Source organism: Vibrio paucivorans (assembly GCF_054053395.1).
In genome coordinates, this window is sequence record NZ_CM133231.1 from 1,043,715 (window position 1) to 1,060,657 (window position 16,943).

The 16,943-nt window shown below is 44.0% G+C and carries 14 protein-coding genes; all 14 read left to right on the forward strand.

The genetic code is table 11. The features are described 5' to 3' along the window. Positions 1–4 precede the first annotated feature (4 nt). The 14 genes from ACXABW_RS20095 to ACXABW_RS20160 all read left to right on the forward strand — a co-directional run bounded on the left by ACXABW_RS20095 (position 5) and on the right by ACXABW_RS20160 (position 16,938). Positions 5–2,221 carry a GumC family protein gene (locus tag ACXABW_RS20095; protein WP_457525224.1) on the forward strand — a complete coding sequence of 739 codons (2,217 nt, stop codon included), beginning with the start codon at positions 5–7 and terminating at the stop codon, positions 2,219–2,221. A gap of 12 nt (positions 2,222–2,233) precedes the next feature. Continuing rightward, positions 2,234–3,196, forward strand: a complete 963-nt coding sequence (locus ACXABW_RS20100; protein WP_457525225.1) for an NAD-dependent epimerase/dehydratase family protein — start codon at positions 2,234–2,236, stop codon at positions 3,194–3,196. Between the two features lie 4 nt (positions 3,197–3,200). Continuing rightward, on the forward strand, positions 3,201–4,490 hold the full coding sequence (locus tag ACXABW_RS20105) for an O-antigen ligase family protein (RefSeq protein WP_457525227.1): 1,290 nt from the start codon (positions 3,201–3,203) through the stop codon (positions 4,488–4,490). Further along, positions 4,487–5,656 carry a hypothetical protein gene (locus tag ACXABW_RS20110; protein WP_457525228.1) on the forward strand — a complete coding sequence of 390 codons (1,170 nt, stop codon included), beginning with the start codon at positions 4,487–4,489 and terminating at the stop codon, positions 5,654–5,656. The genes ACXABW_RS20105 and ACXABW_RS20110 overlap by 4 nt, the downstream gene beginning before the upstream one ends. Next, positions 5,643–7,127: an oligosaccharide flippase family protein gene (locus tag ACXABW_RS20115; RefSeq protein WP_457525230.1), complete on the forward strand. Its 1,485-nt coding sequence runs from the start codon at positions 5,643–5,645 to the stop codon at positions 7,125–7,127. The genes ACXABW_RS20110 and ACXABW_RS20115 overlap by 14 nt, the downstream gene beginning before the upstream one ends. Further along, positions 7,128–8,066 (forward strand): sulfotransferase, encoded by a 939-nt coding sequence (locus ACXABW_RS20120; RefSeq protein ID WP_457525232.1) that lies wholly within the window; start codon positions 7,128–7,130, stop codon positions 8,064–8,066. It begins immediately after the preceding gene. A gap of 7 nt (positions 8,067–8,073) precedes the next feature. Further along, positions 8,074–9,171 (forward strand): glycosyltransferase family 2 protein, encoded by a 1,098-nt coding sequence (locus ACXABW_RS20125; RefSeq protein ID WP_457525234.1) that lies wholly within the window; start codon positions 8,074–8,076, stop codon positions 9,169–9,171. Next, the gene (locus ACXABW_RS20130; protein WP_457525236.1) at positions 9,161–10,063 is read left to right on the forward strand and encodes a glycosyltransferase; all 903 of its coding nucleotides are present in this window, start codon (positions 9,161–9,163) and stop codon (positions 10,061–10,063) included. The genes ACXABW_RS20125 and ACXABW_RS20130 overlap by 11 nt, the downstream gene beginning before the upstream one ends. Next, positions 10,053–11,126 (forward strand): glycosyltransferase family 2 protein, encoded by a 1,074-nt coding sequence (locus tag ACXABW_RS20135; protein WP_457525237.1) that lies wholly within the window; start codon positions 10,053–10,055, stop codon positions 11,124–11,126. Before ACXABW_RS20130 ends, ACXABW_RS20135 begins: the two co-directional genes overlap by 11 nt. 5 nt (positions 11,127–11,131) lie before the next feature. Further along, positions 11,132–11,935, forward strand: a complete 804-nt coding sequence (locus tag ACXABW_RS20140) for a glycoside hydrolase family 16 protein (protein WP_457525239.1) — start codon at positions 11,132–11,134, stop codon at positions 11,933–11,935. Between the two features lie 12 nt (positions 11,936–11,947). Continuing rightward, a complete protein-coding gene (locus ACXABW_RS20145; protein ID WP_457525241.1) occupies positions 11,948–12,766 on the forward strand; it encodes a hypothetical protein in 819 nt (272 codons plus the stop codon). 309 nt (positions 12,767–13,075) lie between these two features. Next, on the forward strand, positions 13,076–13,852 hold the full coding sequence (locus tag ACXABW_RS20150) for a calcium-binding protein (RefSeq protein WP_252032135.1): 777 nt from the start codon (positions 13,076–13,078) through the stop codon (positions 13,850–13,852). Positions 13,853–14,231: 379 nt separating this feature from the next. Continuing rightward, a complete protein-coding gene (locus ACXABW_RS20155) occupies positions 14,232–15,650 on the forward strand; it encodes an ATP-binding cassette domain-containing protein (RefSeq protein WP_457525242.1) in 1,419 nt (472 codons plus the stop codon). After that, positions 15,643–16,938 carry an HlyD family type I secretion periplasmic adaptor subunit gene (locus ACXABW_RS20160; protein WP_457525244.1) on the forward strand — a complete coding sequence of 432 codons (1,296 nt, stop codon included), beginning with the start codon at positions 15,643–15,645 and terminating at the stop codon, positions 16,936–16,938. Before ACXABW_RS20155 ends, ACXABW_RS20160 begins: the two co-directional genes overlap by 8 nt. Positions 16,939–16,943: the final 5 nt, after the last annotated feature.

Genomic DNA, 16,943 nt, shown 5'->3' on the forward strand with positions numbered 1-16,943 from the left:
TAAAATGGATTCAAACACTAAAAAGTTTACGATTGAAGAAAGCGTCATCGATATTGGTCGCTATATTGGCGCACTGAAAAAGCGTGTGCTCATCATCTTGACCATTGTCTTCATGGTGGCTTGCGCAACTTATCTCGTCACTAAACAAATGTCTCCGGTATACCGTGCGACAGCTACTCTTCTCATCGAAGCAAAAGCCAGTAAAGCTGTCTCAATCGAAGAAATTGTCGGTATCGACTCCAGTAAGCAAGAATATTATCAAACGCAGTATGAAATCATGCGTTCAAACCACATTGCTGAGAAAGTCATCAAACAGTTTCAATTAGAAAAAAACCCAGAGTTTAACGGCCAAGAAACGCACTTCAGCATTCAAAGCTTTGTATTCAGATACGTATATCTGCTTAGAAATACCATCTTTGCACCGGAACAGCCAGAAAACGCAAAAGAAGAGTTTGTTGCTTCGCTGAAGACCAAAAGGCGAGTCTTAGAAACATTCAAAAGCAAACTGACCATTACACCAATTCGTAAGACTCAGTTGGTTATGATCACCTTCGAATCGTATAACCCGATCACGGCAGCTACCCTAGCGAATGCTATAGGTACTGCATACATCGAAAGCAACATTGAAGCGCGCCTGTTAGTCAATCAAGAAGCGTCAAACTGGATTGCAACAAAACTAGAAGAGCTATCAGGCAACCTCAAAGCGTCTGAAGCACGTTTAACTGAGTTCCAAAAAGAACAAGGGTTGGTTGATGCAAAAGGTATCGACTCACTGCAAACGAATGAGTTGACTTACTTAACCACTCAAATTGCCAACGCAAGAGACAGACGCCTAGCAGCTGAGTCGCTCTATTCTGTATTGCGTCAAAACAAAAATGCCGATATTTCAAGCCTGTACGCGATTTCACAGATCTCTAATCACCCACAAATTCGTGATTTAAGGCTCAAGGAAGCAGAGCAGCAAAAATACGTTTCCCAATTGGCAGAGCGTTACGGACCAAAGCATGACAAAATGATTCAAGCAAAAGCAGAGCTTGAGTCAATCCGTAGTCTATCACTCAGAGTTCTAAAACAACTCGCCAAAGGGATTGAAAAGGAATACACAGCGGCGAAGCACCAAGAGCAAGCATTGCTGCGCGAAATGGAAAATAAAAAGCATGCGTTCCAAGACCTATCTTTAAAGCGTGCTGAATTTGAAAAGTTGGAGCGCTCGGTAATTAATGACCGCAAACTCTATGACCTATTCCTAAATCGCAAAAAAGAAACCTCTGTCACCAGTGACTATCAAGCCGCCGTTGCGCGCATTACCGACCGCGCTCTTATTCCTCTTAAACCAAGCAAACCAAGTAAGCTGAAGATCGTTATTCTGGTCTCGGGGCTAACGTTTGTCATGCTCGCAACGCTGGTCATTTTGCGTGAGTCTGTCAGAAATGACCTGGAATTGCCAAGCGATGTCGAAGAGAAGATCGGTCTAACACCAATCGGTTCGATTCCAAAATTAAAGCGCTCTTGGTTTGGCACGCGTAAGTCGGATGTCGAACTCTTTCTAAGCGGAGAAAATAGCCCATTTTCCGAGGCTATTCGCTCCTTGCGCACGCGCTTGTTGCTTAATACGGCTAACAGCGATCGAAAACGCTTTGCCGTCACTTCCCCGTTACCAGCCGAAGGTAAAAGTATTATCGCAGCCAACCTGGCACTTTCGTTGGTCAAAATGGAGCGTGTTGTGCTAATCGATGCTGACTTAAGGCGCCCTTCTGTCGGTAAGCTGTTTGGTCTTTCAATGAGCCATGCAGGTCTATCGAACTACATGATGTTGGATGAAGATCTCGAGCACTGCCTCTATCACGATAAAGAGTCTGGTTTGACCGTATTGCCAAGTGGCTTTATCCCACCAAATCCTCAAGAGCTTTTAGGCTCTAAGAAGTTTGCCAACCTACTCGACAAACTAGAAGAGCGATTCGACAAAATTATCATCGATTGCCCACCAGCAATGGTTGTCAGTGATGCCCTAATTATTGGTCATTTAACCGATGCACTCATGATGGTAATCAAAGCCAACTCCACCAAAACCAAGCATATGCGTAAAACGTTGTCTGATATCTTGGAACACAACATCAAAATTGATGGTGTCATTCTTAATAAAAGCAAAGAAGCCACTTCTCGTAAATCCAATGCTTACTATGCGAGCTACGCATACAAGGCTCAAACAAAACAATCTTAAGGACGCTCTCGCATGGAACGCATGAACATATTAGTGACTGGCGCAAGTGGCTTCATTGGCACTCACCTAATTCGCACTTTGAGTCAACAAGGACACCACATCATTGCACTGGATATACTTGCCCCTCGCGAACAACACTCAAATGTAGAATACATCGCTGCGGATGTAAGAGACCTGTCGACTTTACAAGTTGATAAGCCTATCGATCGAATCTACAACTTTGCCGCTGTACACACGACGCCGGGCCATGAGGATATCGAGTACTTTGACACCAATATTTCTGGCGCAATAGAAGTCACTGAGCTAGCTAAGCGCTTAGAAGTCACTGAAATAGTCTTTACCAGTTCAATTTCAGTTTATGGCCCTAATGAAGAAAGCCGAAGTGAGACTTCTCCACTCACTCCGAACTCCGCCTACGGATTTTCTAAAGCACAAGCAGAAATGATTCATAAAAGCTGGGCGAGTGACAAAGATAGCCGTAAGTTGACCATTGTGCGTCCAGCGGTCGTATTTGGCGAAGGCGAAGGTGGGAATTTCACTCGTTTAGCGAAAGTACTGAACAAAGGCGTTTTCCCATTTCCAGGGCGTAAAGACACTATCAAGGCCTGCATTTACGTCAAAGAGCTACTGCTGGCCATTGATTTTGTCCACACCAATAATCAAAAAATAGCGACCTTTAATGGCGCTTTTCCTACTAAATATAATATTGAGCAAATCGTCGATACGTTTATGGACGTCTCTTATCCAAACGTACGCAAAGTCTGTATTCCTCAACAGTTTTTACTTAGTAGCGCAAAGTGTATTTCTTACTTTAAAGGGTTTGGCCTAGGTATCAATCCAGAGCGAATCACTAAGCTTATCCGTTCGACCAATATCGATGCCGACTATCTAACACAGCATGGCTATGACTATCAGTATGATTTGAAATCATCGTTGGCAGATTGGTCAACTCATACTTCAGGGAAGTACTTGTAATACCATGCTGCTTCAGCAACTCCAAGTCCAACCATCACCACAGAGTTCGCCTTTACCGTCGACTCATTTCACCTATGAGCAATTCATAGCTTTTGTGGTGATTTTTTCTCTGATTGTCGCTTCACTCGTCAGTCAGGTTGCTGCACTGATATTTCTGCTATCCGGATTGTTTCATGTCATAAAGCGGTTCGATTATGTGTTTGCAGCCTTCAAACAATGCTGGCCACTTTTCGCATTTTCCCTCGTCGGCATTCTATCTACACTTTGGTCGGATGACCCTGCTACCTCATTAAAGCGTGGTATTCAGATATTTCTCACAACGCTTATCTGTGTATCACTGCTCTACACCGTACGCAAAGAGATCATATTGTCTGTACTCACGATCTGCTTAACGATCATTACACTTTACGCATTAAGCTCCAGCAATACGGTAACGATAGCTTATACGGGAGAGGTGATTCGAATCGGTCATTTTGGCAGTAAGAATGCGATGTCAAGTTTTGCAGCGTTTGGAGCTATGGTGGGGATGAGTACATGGCTATTACCAAGGATGAACCCAATCATCAAATTAATCGGATTGGCGTGTATGCTGCTTTCGATGGTGACGTTCTATTATGCAAAATCACTGGGGACTAACCTGTCGTTCTTTTTAATCGTCACGATCGCGGCTGGCCTCTATTTCTATTCCAACAAAAACCTGTCCGTCATTAATCGACAAGTGGTTAATGCTCTCGCGCTAGTCTACTTACTGGTTTTTATCGCAACCATCATCGTGCTATTTGACTATGGCTATTACGAAAACCTTATGTACTCCCTAGGTAAGGATCCATCAATAACCGGACGCACACTTATTTGGGAAGTCGGTTTTAGAAATATTGCAGAACACCCAATACTCGGTGTAGGCCTACGTGCTTTCTGGCATGAAGACAACGCCGGCGCGCTTGAGATATGGCAGCTATTACACAAGGAAGTCGGCGCGCCTTTTGGCTTCCACAACTTATATATTCACTATTACGTTGAGCTGGGGTTACTAGGTTTTTTAGCGATCTTATCCGTACTGGGTTCCTGCTTGTTTCAGGTTTACCGCAAATCAACCAATGGCATGGAGACTATCGATATCTTTCTGTTTTCTCTCCTGTTGTTCTTTGTTGCGAAAAGCTTTTTTGAAGTTGGAGGCTTCGCTCAATTCAATATCAGCCACTTCAATATTTGCCTGATTTGGATATACCTAAACAACAAAACCTATTTCGATTGTGGGAAGAAATTGAAAGTTAAATTGGAGGGAAAGGCTTGAGAATTCTGTATATCGTCCATGATGTTAATGACGCAGCGGTAAAGCGCAGAGTATCAATGCTCTCTCAAGGTGGCGCAGAGGTCACTGTATTGGGTTTCTACCGTGGTAAGAAACCGTCCGATGATACGCTACCTTGTCCAATGCACTTGTTAGGTGAAACTTTCGACGCTTCTTTCATGCACCGCGTACTGAAGGTCGTAGTGACGACTACTCAGTTGAAACGACATTTAAGTAACACCTATGGAAAATTTGACTTAATTATCGCCAGAAACCTAGACATGCTTGCAATAGGTCGAAAAGCCCGACAACTTTTGGGCCTTCCACTGGTATACGAGTGCTTGGATATCCATCGATTTCTCATTTCTCCAAACGTTATCGGTAAGCTGTTTCGCAAGTTGGAAGCATGGCTTTGCCAGCCAGTAGCACTTCTAATCACTAGCTCGCAAGGGTTTATAGACAATTACTTCAACCCATTATCAAAAACAGATCTACCCAATCTAATATTGGAAAACAAAGTATTCAGCTCGCAGGAACTCCCTACTCCTTGTCACAAAGAGTTCGATAAGAACCGTATTGTTATTACTTGGAATGGCGCTATCCGGTGCCGACAGTCTTTAGAAATCTTGTCAGATGTCACAAGACGCTTTGATGGCCGAGTAAAAGTAACTATCTGGGGAAAACCTGCTTACACCGAATTTGATGATTTTGACGCTCTTGTCGCCAAAGAGCCGCATATTGATTTCCATGGCGCTTATCGTTTCCCTGAAGACCTAGCAAAGATCTATCAAGGCGCTGACTTTAACTGGGCACTCGACTTCTTTGAGCAAGGAGGTAACTCCGAATGGCTTTTGCCTAACCGCATTTACGAAGGAGGATTATTCAATGTTCCAGCGCTATGCAGAGCATCTACCTTTACCGCACATACACTGTCTGGTTTAGGTATCGGAACAGCACTAAATGGGTATTATGCTGACTGTTTAGAATCATTCTTATCCCGTCTGACACAGCATGATTACACGCAGCTTCGTGAACAAATGCAATCTATCCCACGTAGTCGCTGGGTATATGACCAACACCAAAGTCGAGAGCTAGTGAATATGCTAGCCGATGTAGCATTTCAACCTAAAGGTGTTCAGTTGGAGACGTATTCCCGTGTCTCTAAATAAGAAAAGTGTCACTGTCAATGCTATGTGGCACTCGCTAGCGGCTCTATTTTCTACCGGTGTACGCTTTCTCACTATTCCTATCTTGGTGAGGATACTCAACCCCGAAGACTTCGGTAATGTCGCTATTGCCATGGCCATTTTGATGTTTATTACCATGGTATTTGGCAATGGTGGCGCCGTTGACTCAATGGTGTACTTCGCAAAAAAAAGAGCAGACATGTTGTCGACTCTGTTTTGGTTTAATCAAGCCTTAGGAATAACGCTGGCTGCATCTGTTTACTTGTTGTCACCTACAGTGGTCACTTGGCTCAATGCGCCTAACGCACTTCCTTACATTCAAGCTCTATGTGCCCTGTTCCCGATATTAATGTTGCAGTCCGTTTTCCGAGGGCAACTGATTGCTAAGCTCCGCTTTGGTTATATCGCAAAAATAAACGCATCAGCTTCAACAGTATCCACTGCTATCGCAGTTGTACTCGCTTATTTGGGTGCCGGGGCATGGAGTCTTGTTATTCAACACATTCTCATGCATTCAGTTCTTGCACTGGCCTTTTATAGGGCTAGCAGTGAAAAGCCTTCAATGAAAATAAGTGCGGCGACGTTAAAGGCATTTCTACCTTTTTACTATAAAACCGCTGCATACAATACGATCATCTGGCTCGGCTCCCAAGCCCCATTACTGTTTGCATCCAAATTCGCCGGAGCAACAGGTGCGGGGGTTTACAATATGATGCTTAGAACCTCTTCCCTTCCACGAGAAGTATTCGGGCAAGGCTTCCTAATGTCCTTTTTTTCTAACTTGGCAAATAGTCAGGCGGAAACGCAGTCCAAAGAATCTCAACAACAAAGCTTGTTTTGGGCCACCAAACTCAACCTGTGGATCCTAGGAACCATTTACGCTGCAGCTGCTGTTTTAGCAGAACCAATCGTCAGTTTGGTATTGGGGGCTAAGTTCGCACCTTACTGGCAGATGTTTCAATGGTTATGTGTAGGTATGGTGTTTGCCAGTGCTACAGGCGGCTTTATCGGTTTTCTTAAAGGCACTGGCCAAGTAGGTGCAATGACCATACTAAGCATAGTCAGAGCTGCTTTGATAATGACTTTGGTTTTCGTTTTTTGGCGACTTGATAATCAAGTACTCTCGATAGCCGTTGGATATGCACTGGCCAATACTCTAGTGACGCTAATCTATTTCCTAGTGATGATTTTCTATCTTAAGTTCAACGCTAAAGATTTGATTAATAATACCTTTGCACCGCTAATGAACTTATCTCTTACCTCACTGGGTTGTTTCGGTCTACTACAACTATTTTCTTTGCATTACACAGCCCACCCATTGCTGTTAATCACCGTAGGGCTCGCAATATTTGGCTCTCTATTCATCCTGTTTTGCCTACTTATTTCTCGGCATGACACTCTAAAACTTTCTCGAACAGTTCAATATCAACTGGCTCAAAAACTGGGACGTTAAATGGAATTTACTTCACGAAATCTTTTCTGCAAAACAAGTTTTGTTCTCGACCATCTTGTTGCTCGCACTCAGCAAACAACCCCGATATTGATCAGTGGATTTTGGCGTAGCGGTACGACATGGGTACAAGAGGTACTTGCCCAAGCTATATCGGCGAAAACCATGTTTGAACCTTTAGAGCCCAACACTCGTCTACCTCTGCATCAAGGGCTACCAATAAAGTCTTCGGCTCACCTTCCTCTTTCAAGTAAGGTGTTGTCAGGTGAAGACCTTCGTTTACTCGACCTCTCATTTACAGGTGTCGCGCCAAAGCGCTCTAACTTCAACTATTTATGCCGTAAATCTCTTGGGGAGGCACTTCGCGACCGAGTCGTGGTAAAGCTCGTGCGAGGTCAATTTCTCCTTCCTTTCCTTAGCGAGAGATACGATTTACCCATGGTACTCCATATCAGTCGTCACCCGATGGCTGTTGCTTTCAGCATGCTGAGAACGAATTGGGCATGGAACATCAATGAGGTTGACTATTCAGAAACCTATTTCCGTGAGGCGAAAACCGAACTCACTGTTCAGCAACAAAACATACTTAATATGTTGATGGAATTTAGCCATGAAACACCAGAGAGAAAGGTTGCCGCACTATGGGCTCTGAGTGAGCAATTTGCCTATCAGCAAGACTGTGTAAGAGGTTTTAAATACGAGGAGTTACTTCAGGATCCTCACACAGGATTTACCGCAATGGCGAATGCAGTCAATCAGCCCGTTTCTGGTCCAATAGAAGCAGGAAAAGCGACCGCCGTAACTGAAGCAGACAGAAAAAATATCGACACTTCAGCAAGGCTGCATTCTTGGAAAGAGAAACTATCTGTCCGACAACAGAATGAAATCCGCTCGGTCCTGATCGATATCTGGCCTGAAGTCACAAACCAATGGGAGCTTTGAAGTCTGTATGTCTCACAATCAATCCCAATCAACACAACATAATGATTCTACTCACCAAGAATTAGCAACTCAAAACACCGCCGATAGCACATCTCGGGGAGTATTAGTTGTTATTCCTTGCCTAAATGAAGAAGCTTACATACAAGGTATCGTCGAATATTGCGTTGATGAATTAGCCGACACACCATCTACCATTGTGGTAGCAGATGGTGGTAGTAAAGACCGAACTTTATCAATTCTTGGAGATCTTACGGCAAAGTATTCAAACGTCACCATCCTAAACAACGCCAAGAAGATTCAAAGTGCAGGTGTCAACTTGGCTGTCAAAGAATATGGTGCGTCATTTGAATATTTTGTCCGTATCGATGTTCATGCCGATTACCCTCAGCGCTATATTCAAACACTGGTTGAACAGGCAGAAACCCAAAGCGCCGATTCCGTGGTTGTGTCTATGGACACGCGAGGAAAACAGCCTATCCAATCACTGATTGCACTGGCTCAGAACTCTGCGCTTGGAAATGGGGGGTCAGGGCACCGGAACGCTCAATCTTCCGGTCAGTGGGTAGAGCATGGCCACCACGCATTAATGAAAGTCCAAGCCTTCTTAAACGTAGGGGGATACGATGAAAGTTTCTCTCATAATGAAGATGCGGAGCTAGATGCTCGTTTAACACATCAAGGCTTTCGCATTTGGTTAACCAACCAAACCAATCTGATTTATTACCCAAGAAGTCACTTTTCAGCACTGGCAAAACAGTACTTCGGTTACGGTTCCGGGCGTTGCAAAAACATCATCAAACACCGAACCAAGCCTAGGTTAAGGCAATTAGTACCCGTCTTTGTATTTCCAAGTGCCATTTTGGCCTTGCTAAGTCCAGTGCACTGGATTTTTGTTATCCCTTTCCTTACTTGGTTTAGCGCGAGTCTCGCTGCAGGACTTCTGGTTGCCTCAAGAACTAACACATCACTTGGAACCCTTAAATACGCGATCGCACTACCAGCGATGACGATGCATCTCGCTTGGTCAGCAGGGTTTTGTATTCAAGTTGTACGGCACTTATCAACACAACGCAGGCACAAAAGAGAGATAGGCCATGAACATTGATATTTGCATTTGTACTTATCGAAGGGCTTCACTGACACAAACTCTTGTGTCGCTAGAGCAGCTGGTTCTAAAACCTGAATGGCAGCTCAACGTTATCATTGCGGATAATGATGCCGTCCCCAGCGCACAGCCTTTGGTCGACGACTTTGCTCGTCACTCCAAACTTGAAATCAATTACGTTCACGCACCTAAGCAGAACATCGCCATTGCCAGAAATGCCTGTTTAGCGCATAGCACTGCCGAGTGGACGGCATTTATCGATGACGATGAAACTGTCAGTCCCCAATGGTTGGTTGAGCTATTCAAAACTGCACATGCGACCAACGCTGAAGTTGTGCTCGGCCCAGTTCAAGCGATTTATCCCAATCACCTGCAAAACTCTTGGATGTCTAAAGGTGATTTTCATGCCACACGGCCAACATTCAGTGGTGAAACCATTTGCTCAGGCTACACCTGCAATGTGCTTATCCACCGCTCTAACGACCAAATTGCTCCTTTGCAGTTCGATGAACGCTTCGGAAGAACGGGGGGCGAAGATACTCTCTTTTTTGAGTACATCAAAGACGCGGGTATCGAGCTTTACTTCTCCCCAAACGCATGGGTATATGAGCCCGTCCCTAGTGCTCGTTCTAGCTTTAAGTGGCTAATGACTAGGCGCTTTCGCTTTGGTCAAACCCACGCTCGATTACTTATCGATACTAATGGAAGCCTTCAGGCTAGAGCGAAACATACACTCGCAGCTACTGCCAAAGCCATCGCCTGCTTCTCTATGGCTGGTTTGAACTTATTCGATCAAATTAAGTGGCGCCGATGGACAATCCGCGGTTGTTTACACATCGGCGTAGTATCCCGACTGATTGCTCAAAAGGATGTAGAGCTATATGGACACTAATCTACCGTCAACTTCTCAGCATAGTGCTCCTATGGTGAGTGTCATCATTACATGCTTCAATTACGAACGTTTTATTCGCAGCAGTATAGAAAGCGTCCTTAATCAAGATTATCCAAACCTTGAACTTATTGTCGTAGACGACTGCTCAAGTGATAGTTCAAGGGATATCATCATGGAATACCACCCGCAACTGATACCTGTTTTTCACGATAAAAATCAGGGACATGGCGGAGCGTTTAATAATGGGTATGCGGCGGCCAATGGAGACATCATCATGTTCCTAGATGCCGATGACTACCTGTTACCCAACGCATTACAACAAGCCGTTGAAGCATTTCCAGTTTCGAGTGGTATGTGCCAGTTTAGAATGCACTTAGTCGATGATCATGGCGAACAATACGATATCTTTCCGAAACCCGAGCTCGCTTTTGATCATGGGGCTAGAGCAAAACGTAAACTACTCCACAGTGGTCAATATCAATCAACCGTTACCTCAGGTCTACTATTTCGCCGCTCATTGATGGAGCAGCTGATGCCAATGCCACAAGAAAAGTTCCGCCAAGGTGGTGACGGATACTTGGTGACTTTGGCACCACTTTATACAGACATTTCTAGCAGTGACTATTGCATGTCTGCCTACCGCCAACACGGTGAAAATCATTCAGGTTTCGCAAGTCAGATGACAAAGCGAGCGAAATGGCGATTGGAACACAACCAAATGCGTTACGACGCACTCAAACAAGCGAGCTATTCACTGGGTGTTAAGTTAGAAGATAAATTTTGGTACAACGATAGCTATCATCTTATCCAGATGATGTGCCTGTCCCTATTTGAACCAGAACATACTCCTGCAACCTCGAGAACCAATCTGGCGCAACAGGCGATAAAAAACGTCAACGCACAAAACCTCAGTGTTCTGAATAAAGCCATTTTAACCTTGTGGTGGCTGTCTATCAGTATCACCCCAAGGCCACTAGCCAAGTCTTTGTATTCATGGAAAGTCATGGCGTCAACGAGACCAAAAGCGGTTCAAAAAGTTTTCAGTATTCTACGTAGGGCCTAGAAACGATGTATACCTCGAAAATTGCGTCAATAAGCCTGCTATCACTGCTCTCTTTTCCCTTGCTGGCAGAGACTAATGAGTGCAGCGACTATCAACTAGTTTGGCAAGATGAGTTCAATTACACAGGGTTACCGGACCCTTCCAAATGGACCTACGAGGAAGGATACGTTCGCAACAAAGAAATGCAGTATTACGAGAGAGAATCTTTGGCCAATACTGAAGTTAAAGATGGTTACCTCTCAATCAATGCTTTGTTTGATCCAAGTGCAAACCCAGCCTATACATCAGCAAGTATCACTACTCAAGGTAAAGCGTCATGGCGATACGGAAAGATTGAAGTCAGTGCAAGCATCCCTACTGAAAAAGGGATGTGGCCTGCAATCTGGATGCTCGGGGATAACATTCGCAAAGTTAATTGGCCACGCAGCGGCGAAATCGACATCATGGAGCATGTATCAAAACATCCTGGTCGCATCCATTTTAATACGGTTTATTATGACTATGAAAACAAGAAAAAACACAAGGCTAATGGAGGTAGAACAGAAATCGACAACCCAAATGAGTTCAACACTTTCGCTATTGAATGGGATAAAGATAAAATTGATTTTCTAGTTAACGGTAAGATATCTCACACGTTCAATACCAACGTAACTCAGCGTGACAAGAACCCGTTCCATAAGCCTCAGTTTCTGCTGCTTAATCTCGCGGTCGGAGGATGGGGTGGCATACCAAATTTAAACTCGTTTCCTGCTAGTTTCAAAATCGATTTCGTTCGCGTGTATCAAAAACAATGTGGTTCGAAAAAATAAGGGGCCTGAGCAATGCCTAAGCTAAACCTACACCTAGGTGTACATAAGACTGGTACCACTTTTATCCAAGAGCAGGTTGCTCTGTACAGCGCCGAAAACCACACCCACTTTGAATATGCACCATTAAACGTGCTTCGCCGACACATAACATACAAACTCAAGAAGCCACTGTTCCCGTTGAGATATAAGCTTAGTAAGGTGTTCAATTTTGATAAGAACTTACTGATCTCTGATGAAAACATGATCGGAGTATCCGAGCAAATCCCAGAAACAGGAGAAATATACAAAGATACTTCGGCAGTCATTGAAAGATTCAAACAAGCGTTGCCTAACCATGAGCTTACAGTTTACCTGTCACTAAGAAGCCCACTACCATATTTAGTCTCGATGTACTCCGAATACCTTCGGCATTTTCCGTACATGTGCTTCAATACTTTCTCTCAGCATATCGATGGTAGTACTTTTCTCTGGTCGGACAGATTCAAATCGGCATTCACTACCCATAACAACGTTCAGTTTGTGATATCTGATTTTGATAATTTTAAGGAAAACAAGCTCGATTGGGTAAGCGCTCTCACTTTTGGTGAGCAGAGCGTACTGTCTGAAAGAGTAGCTCGCAGTCGAAAAACCCTAACCAGCGAAACAATCCAAGTTTTATCTCAACTTGGTGAGAACTCTTCTAAGGTACTACGTGTACTCGAAGATAACGCTTATACTCATGGAAACAGATTTGCTCCTTACGATGACAAGCAGCTTGAAGTCGCAGATAAGCGCTACCAAAACGACCTAAATTATCTCGGCAAATTCCCCAATATCACCCTTATGCGTTAGGCTATTTAGCTCGCTACCTAGCCCTTACCTCATACTTTTCTCATCTCTTCACTGATGATTTTAATAATTATTTAACCAACGTTTTATTTATCGCAGTTAATAAGTCTAAAACCTTGTTTTAACTATACTTTAATTTAATACCTATTTCGTCCCCAGTAATTTTTCGAGCTGGCTAGAATACTCTTGTCGTTTGAATATGAATGTCATTGGTTAGTACTTCTAAACATAAACTCCAAAGCATGCCGACATATTCGGACAGAGAACGGTTGTTTATCTATAAATTACAAGGAAATTCAGAGAGGACGAATTATGTTCAACAACGTATACGAAGATCTTAAAGCTGCTGTTGGAGATGTAGAAGCTGTTAGCGGTACACAAGGTGATGACGTAATCACTAGTGCCGAAGCTGGTGATGTTGTATTGGGTCTAAGTGGCGATGACACCATCGAAGGTAACAGCGACAATAACGTATTGATTGGTAACACTGGACATGACTACATTACAGGCGGTGCCGGTGATGACCTCATCCAAGGTGGTGTTGGTCAAGATAGCTTATTCGGCGCAAAAGGTAACGACCGCATCGTTGCCACGCTAGACGACAAAATGGTTGCAGGTGGTAAAGGGTTTGATGTGGTTTACGTCAAGAACGATACTGAAGATACAGACACCTTTGATTTCGTAAGCCAAGCGCGTGGTATTGAAGGCATCGTTGGTTACGGTGACGAGCCTGTGTATGCCAATGTAAGCCTATCAAGCATCATGGGACAATCTCAAGACGATGGCAACGAAGAAACACCAGATACCGACAATACCTTGCTTGCTGTTGGACTTGAAGGCTTATCGTTAGAAGGGATTCGCAAGTTTTCTGATTCTGGAGAGCTGCAGTTTAGCTCAGAAGATATCACTGGCGATCTAGAAGATGCCTACATTGAAATGTTAGGCCTGTCATTCGTACCTGATGGCAAAATTGATCTGCACGCGTTCACATTTGGTGAAGGTGAAAACACCGTTACGATTATTACAGACCTATCTGAAAGTGAAATCACCGTTGGTGGTGAATCACTAGTAGATATGGCGCCAGTATAAGCGGTTGTAAGCCGAATATTTGAAATACAAGGTGAAGGGTTACCCTTCACCTTTTCTGCGTTTAACACTACCGGAAGTCGAGGGACAGACTTTGCGCTCTACCCCCAGTTCAGAAGCTAAGCCAAACACAAAGCTGAATTTTCAAGAAAATTTTGCTAAAGCCACCAGAATATTGCGTCAGCAGATTATCTGGGTATTGGTGTTTTCTTTTTTCATTAATTTGTTTGTATTAGCACTGCCCTTTTACTCATTACAAGTCTTCGATCGAGTTCTGACGTCCCAAAGCCTCGATACACTATGGCTACTTACTGCAATCGCCATTGCTTTCGTTGTTCTACATACGTTGCTCGACTGGATAAGAAATAGGATGTTACTTTCCATGAGTGCAAGTTGGAGCCATCAAATTGGCACCAGCGTTTTCAGCGCCTCAATCCAGCACAGTCATCAAGATAAAAACACAAATCGGCCTGAAGTCATTAAGTTGATGCAGGGAGTGCGCAGCGCTCTGTCTTCGTCATTAGGCCCTTTGTTTGATCTACCGTGGACACCACTTCTACTATTGTTTCTTACAGGTTTGCACCCTATTTATGGTGTGATATGTCTTTCAGTTATCTCGCTGCTAGTTTTACTATCGCTAGTAAATTATCGATTTAAACAGGCAACCTCACACACCAATGTAGCATTCGATTCTATCCATGATACGGATTCCATTAGAGCTCACGGGTTAATAAATACCATTGCTGAAAAAAGCCGCCTGCAGGATGAACATGGATACCAAAAAGTCACCTCAGCGTTATCAAAAACCACCAATATCCTTAGTTATACCAAATTTTTCCGAGCACTAGCGCAAATAGCGATTGTCGCAATTGGTGCTTCTCTGGTGGTTGAACGTGAACTTACTGCAGGTGCCATGATTGCTGCAACCATGCTGGCCAGCCGAGTGTTTGCACCATATGAGTCTATGGTGACAAGCCTTAATGCATGGTTAAGCGCTTTAAAATACTGGCGTCAATTGAGCAAAATTACCGACATCAGCAAAAGCTTACCTGCTGACGCTACGTTACCAGACGCAAACGGCCAACTCACCGCTGAAAATGTCATGCTTCTCTATCCAAATAGTAGCTCACCTTTCCTGTCGCGGATCAATCTCAATATTGCCGCTGGTCAATGTATCGCTATTGTTGGTGAATCCGGATGCGGGAAAAGTACCTTACTCAAAGCACTGGCTGGACTAATACATCCGAACCTAGGGCAAGTAAGGTTAGACGGGGCCTCATATCAGCAATGGTACTCGGAAAACCAATCTGATGTACTAGGCTATTACTCTAGCCAGTCCAAGTTTTTGTCAGGAACGGTAATGGAAAATCTCTCTGGATTTAAGATTAACCACGACCCCAATAAGGCATATATCGCTTGTCAAAAACTAGGGATACACGAAAGAATCCTAAAGTGGCCTAAAGGTTATGAAACAGATCTCGACAAAGATTTGGTTCCTTCAACGTCCGAATACCACAAATTGCTGTTAGCAAGAGCCATCTATGAGTCGCCTAAACTATTGATATTGGATCAGCCAGACGCTTTTCTTGGACCGAACGGTGAAAAGCTACTCCAAGCCTTGATTCTTCAGCGTAAACGAGATGGTCTAACAACACTGTTTGCCACTAGTCACTCTAGTCTTCTTGGGCTTTCAGACCATATCGTACTGCTAGAAGATGGCACCATCAAATCCAATACGCCCACCAAAAAACTGGCCCAAGCGCAGAGTATTCACATGAAAAAGGCCTCTAATCATGGCTAGGACAACACTAACAGTTCAACACTGGATTAAATTGGGCTTATTCACCTTGTGCATAGGCGGTGGAGTGGTATTTAGCTGGATCTATTTTGCCCCGCTTAGCAGTGCAGCCATCGCACCTGGGCAAGTCATTGTAGAAGGCAACCGAAAAAAAGTGCAGCACCTAGACGGTGGCATAATCGAAGACATTTATATCAAAGAAGGCCAATTGGTTGCAGTGGGAGAACCGTTACTGTCTCTTAATCCGACTAAAGCTAAAACACGCTATCTTCAGATAAAATCCCGTTATTACAATGCACTAGCAAAATACAATCGGCTTCAATCCGAGATAAGTGAAACTAACGATATCGCTTTTAAAGCAAGCTTAGAGCAAGACGACCCTCTTATTACTCAAGCGATCGCCACCCAAACCAAACTAAAGCAGATTCGCCATGAAGCATTAGAGGGTGCAATTCAGATCGCACAAAAGCAAGTTGAACAAGCCAAACAAAATCTCAACTCCTACGTAGCAAGAGCTAAAGTTGACAAAAAGGCTCTGGTCATTTTGGACGAGCAAGTCACCATGCTCTCTAAACTGCTAAAGAAAGGCTATGCATCCAAAGATCAAATGCTGTTGTCTCAGCGTGAACGATTGGACATCCAGAGACGAATCGATGACTACGATGCCGTCATGGCTCGCGAAGAACTTGTCATTGCTGAAGCTCAGCAAAGTATTGCTAACCTTAGACTGGAATTTATAAAAGAAGCGTCTGAAGAGCTAGAGATTGCAGAGCGAGATATCATTGAGCTCAAAGAGCATCTACTGCAAGCACAGGAAGAGCTCGCTCGTTCTACGGTAGTCAGCCCAATTAATGGCAAAGTGGTTGAGCTCAACGTCAACACTCTGGGTGGCATAGTTTCAAGCGGCGAAGTGCTAATGGAGATCGTACCAGTAGACAGCCAATTGATCGTTGAAGCAAATGTGACCCCTTCTGATATCGATACCCTTAAGTTAGGGCAAACCGCTGAGGTCCGACTCACTTCTTATAACTACCGACGTTTATTGCCTATATCGGGCAAGGTTGTCTACATATCAGCAGACAGTATTACCGACGACTCAACGGATACGGCGAGTTATACCATTAATGTCGAACTCGATATGGAAACCGTCCAGCAAAATAGCCACATCAAGCTCTACCCTGGTATGCCCGCTGAGGTGCTCATTTTACTCGATGAACGTACTGTCGCCGATTATCTACTTAACCCATTACTGATTTCTCTGAATCGAGCATTCAGAGACTCCGACTATTAGCCAAG